Here is a 3,967-nt window from a genome sequence, read left to right on the forward strand (position 1 = left end):
CGTAAGTTTTTGCTAATACAGTAGTGATCGCTGCAGTCAGAGTTGTTTTACCGTGGTCAACGTGGCCGATTGTACCAACGTTTACGTGCGGTTTCGTACGTTCAAACTTTTCTTTTGCCATGACAAAAATTCCCAAGCATTGCTAGTGATTAAAATAAAACTTTAGGATGAAAGGTCAGGAATGGTGCTGATAGGCAGATTTGAACTGCCGACCTCACCCTTACCAAGGGTGCGCTCTACCAACTGAGCTATATCAGCTTATTTTGGAGCGGGCAGCGGGAATCGAACCCGCATCATCAGCTTGGAAGGCTGAGGTAATAGCCATTATACGATGCCCGCTAAAACATACATTCCAGAATCCTGGAACCACCTCATCCGAAACTTTCGTGTCGAGCTATTCTAATCACTCAACACAAGCTCAGGTTTCCCTGAACTTACGTTACCAGCCGAAACTAGTAACAGAATATGGTGGAGGGGGCTGGATTCGAACCAGCGAAGGCGGAGCCGTCAGATTTACAGTCTGATCCCTTTGGCCACTCGGGAACCCCTCCGAGATTGATGGTGCCGGCTGCCGGAGTCGAACTGGCGACCTACTGATTACAAGTCAGTTGCTCTACCAACTGAGCTAAGCCGGCACTGCATCAAGTGGGTGCGCATTCTAGTGGAATGCGTTTGTGTGTGCAACACATAATTATTAAAAAAACAGGATATTTTAACCGTTTGCTCAATTTAAAAGCATTTAGCGTATTTTCTGGCTTTAAAGCGGTCAAATAAAGCGCTTCATTCCTTTAAAAATGAGATTTTCATCTACTTCAATATTACTAAATTTTTCCTTATCCAGAAGCGATACGCCGCCGCCACAAACTAACACTTTGACCTTTTCGGCAAATTGCTCAGCAATATTTATTGCTTCATAAATCAATCCGTTTACCTGTGCACGGCAACCAAAATTTACACAATGCTCTGTCGAGCTTCCAAACAAGTTTTCTCCTGGATAATCGTTATTCCCAAAAACCTGTTGAGTGTTGCTAAACAAAGCTGACTTAGACATATCAAAGCCGGGCGTTATCCAACCGCCTTTGTGCTGCTTCTCATGAATTAAATCGACGGTCATGGCGGTACCAATACTCACCACTAATAACGCCTGTTCATCTTGCCGGGCTGCCGCCAGGATCATCATCCAACGATCCACTCCCAGCGTTTTAAAGTTTTGATAAGCGCAGCGTGTGCCAAAAGCGGCTCTGTCGGTAAAAATCTCTGTAAACTCAATGCCTTTGCTGTGACACTCGTATTGTAATTGTTCGGAATATGAAGGACTTCTTACGGAAGCCAAAATAACCCTTTGGGTGCTTTGCAATAAAGCCATATCTCTTAAGGGATCAGCTTGTAATAAAAACTCATCACCTGACAGAAAGCTGGATTTAACGTTGCTGTTACCGGCATCGACCAATAATACTTCATGCTGTTTTGACACTTATTTCGCCCCCAAACAACTCTTTACGCACGGTTTTATCCCCTTCAGCAACATCCACTAAAAGCGCACCTGTTGGACTTATTCCACGAGCGATACACTGATATTGATTCTTGCCATTTACGATAAAAATGGGCTTATCCCGGAAGTGGTCGTGGTCTTCCCATTCCTCTACAAATGGGGCCAGTCCTTCAGAGGAAAATTGCGCCACTGTTTGCCGCAGGTTATTTATAAAAGTGGCTGCCAGCGTATTTTTATTGATTAATTTCTGGCTGTTTTTTGTTAGATCAGTCCAGGGTTGATCAATTTCCTTTGATTCCCCCATGTTAACATTAAGCCCAATTCCGATAATGGCATCACAGCTGCCATCAGAATTCCCGGAGACCTCCACCAAGGTTCCGGATACTTTTTTACCATCAATATACACATCATTCGGCCACTTCAATGTAACCGGTAAAGCTACAAAGGGTTTTATTGTGCGCACAGTGGCGACGCCAATAGCCAGACTTAAACCTGACAAACTTTGAAAACCTAGCTCAAAATGCCACTTCATCGAGAGATAGATGTTGCTACCAAAAGGCGATACCCAACGCTTACCTTGTCTTCCCCGCCCTTTTTTTTGTCCTTGTGCCAGACAAACAAAGCCGTCAGATAGATTGGTGACACGCTCTTTTACATAATCGTTTGTTGAATCTATCAAAGATTCTATATGTAGCAGCGATTTGTCCTTGTTTATTAATTCGGGCAGTAGAGTCACTGCATCGAGTAAATCAATTTCATTATTTAATCTGTAGCCGCTTCTGTGAACCGAAAAAATATCAACGCCATTGTCCTGAAGTAATTTAATTTGTTTAGCAATTGCTGTTCTGGACACACCAAATCGGTTGGCCAGATCTTCACCTGAAATAAATTGACTGGCAGACAGACTTTTTATGAGCTCTGAGTGATCAATACGACTCATAGGTTAATGACTCCATTTTTACCTATTAGTAAGACTTCATTTTCTAAAGTTACCGAAAACAAATCCCGGACTTGTTCTTTGATATCACGCACAAATCTCAACAATGTCTGACCAGAGCCTTGACCATAATTTACGATCACAAGTGCATGCTTTTCGTAGGTACCAATTGAATCCACTTTCTTGCCCTTAAAACCAGCCTTTTCAATCAGCCATCCTGAGGACAATTTAACGCCATTTTTATCTTGATGATAAGTTGGCATTTCGGGATAACGCTCTTTGAGGACACAAGCAACCTCAGCGGTCACAACAGGGTTCTTAAAGAAACTACCAGCGTTGGCGAGTTTTGCAGGATCAGGTAATTTTGACTGTCGAATCTCAATGACTTTATTCATAACGGACAATGGAGTTGCACCTGTTGTTAAACTATCCAGGCCTTGATAAGTCAGTTTTGCTGTCCATTTCTTTGGCAACTGTAAACAAATCTTAGTGACCAATAGATCAGAGCCCGCAGTACTTTTAAAAATACTATTGCGGTAACCAAAACAACACTCTGGGTTAGTGAGTTCTTTTATTTCTTTGGTTTTTATATTTACTGTTTGCACGCCCTTACACAAAGCTGAAAACTCGACACCATAAGCACCAATATTTTGCACCGCCGCAGCACCGCAATTTCCCGGTATCAGGGCCAGATTTTCTAAACCCCCAATACCTTTTTGGGTTACCTGCAGAACCAAATCGTGCCAAACAACCCCCGCGCCAGTCTCAATCAACCAACTGTCGTCGTTTTCAGTAATCGATAACTGCTTATTGGTAAAAGTGACAATGTCACCGTCAAAATCTTCTACAAACGCGACATTACTTCCGCCACCTAATACAAAATAATGTTGATGGTCCAGATCTAAGGAATCCAGATCTTGAATATTCTCTACTTCATACAGATTGTTACACGACGCCTGCAGCGACAAAGTGTGGCGATTTTTGAGGTTTACCAATGAAAACTCACCGTCAGTTTAGTTGTAGCTAATTCTAAAGAGACAAGCAGTTATTACCAAGCCCTCACCACAAAAAATAATTTGTGTGCAAATGAACAAAACTAACTCTTTTTATGTATTTTTGCCGCAATAAATTACGACCTACCTTTAATCGCACTCACATGGGGGCGCAGCAGAACCGTTCACCTACTGGATGAACGCAGCCTGCGGAGCGACTCGCCATGGATGGCGAGGCTGGCTGCCATCACAGGGATGTTTGTACCCCGTGCACTAATCAGCAAACAAGACTCAACATGATACCCGATGGGTTAGGTTACCCATTGAGGTGTGACACCAACCTTCGATTTGATGAAGGGTTGCCGCTGAATCGGATAAATGAACTAAATTGAATAAATCGCAGGCAATAAAAAAGGGTTACCTTTCGGTAACCCTTCTTCAAATTGGGAGCCTGGCGGTGTGCTACTCTCACATGGGGAGACCCCACACTACCATCGCCGCTAATACGTTTCACTGCTGAGTTCGGAATGGATTCAGGTGGTTCCG

The 3,967-nt window shown here is 43.2% G+C and carries 4 protein-coding genes, 4 tRNA genes and 1 rRNA gene; all 9 read right to left on the bottom strand.

All coding sequences use genetic code 11. From position 1 onward, the window contains the following. Positions 1-121: GTP-binding protein (locus LJ740_RS22965; protein WP_229531346.1), on the bottom strand; the 121-nt coding region annotated here is incomplete at its 3' end. A 61-nt stretch (positions 122-182) separates the two neighbouring features. Further along, positions 183-258, bottom strand: a tRNA-Thr gene (locus LJ740_RS22970). A 6-nt stretch (positions 259-264) separates the two neighbouring features. Next, positions 265-339, bottom strand: a tRNA-Gly gene (locus LJ740_RS22975). Between the two features lie 127 nt (positions 340-466). Continuing rightward, a tRNA-Tyr gene (locus LJ740_RS22980) sits at positions 467-551 on the bottom strand. 8 nt (positions 552-559) lie between these two features. Next, a tRNA-Thr gene (locus LJ740_RS22985) sits at positions 560-635 on the bottom strand. Positions 636-766: 131 nt separating this feature from the next. After that, the gene (locus LJ740_RS22990; RefSeq protein ID WP_229531481.1) at positions 767-1,474 is read right to left on the bottom strand and encodes a type III pantothenate kinase; all 708 of its coding nucleotides are present in this window, start codon (positions 1,472-1,474) and stop codon (positions 767-769) included. Then, entirely contained in the window at positions 1,458-2,432 is a 975-nt protein-coding gene (gene birA / locus LJ740_RS22995; protein ID WP_229531482.1) for a bifunctional biotin--[acetyl-CoA-carboxylase] ligase/biotin operon repressor BirA, read from the bottom strand. Before birA ends, LJ740_RS22990 begins: the two co-directional genes overlap by 17 nt. Then, positions 2,429-3,424: a UDP-N-acetylmuramate dehydrogenase gene (murB, locus tag LJ740_RS23000; RefSeq protein ID WP_229531483.1), complete on the bottom strand. Its 996-nt coding sequence runs from the start codon at positions 3,422-3,424 to the stop codon at positions 2,429-2,431. Before murB ends, birA begins: the two co-directional genes overlap by 4 nt. A 446-nt stretch (positions 3,425-3,870) precedes the next feature. Then, positions 3,871-3,967 (bottom strand): 5S ribosomal RNA (gene rrf, locus LJ740_RS23005); the annotation flags it as partial.

Source organism: Planctobacterium marinum (assembly GCF_020687805.1).
Classification (GTDB): Bacteria; Pseudomonadota; Gammaproteobacteria; order Enterobacterales; family Alteromonadaceae; genus Planctobacterium; species Planctobacterium marinum.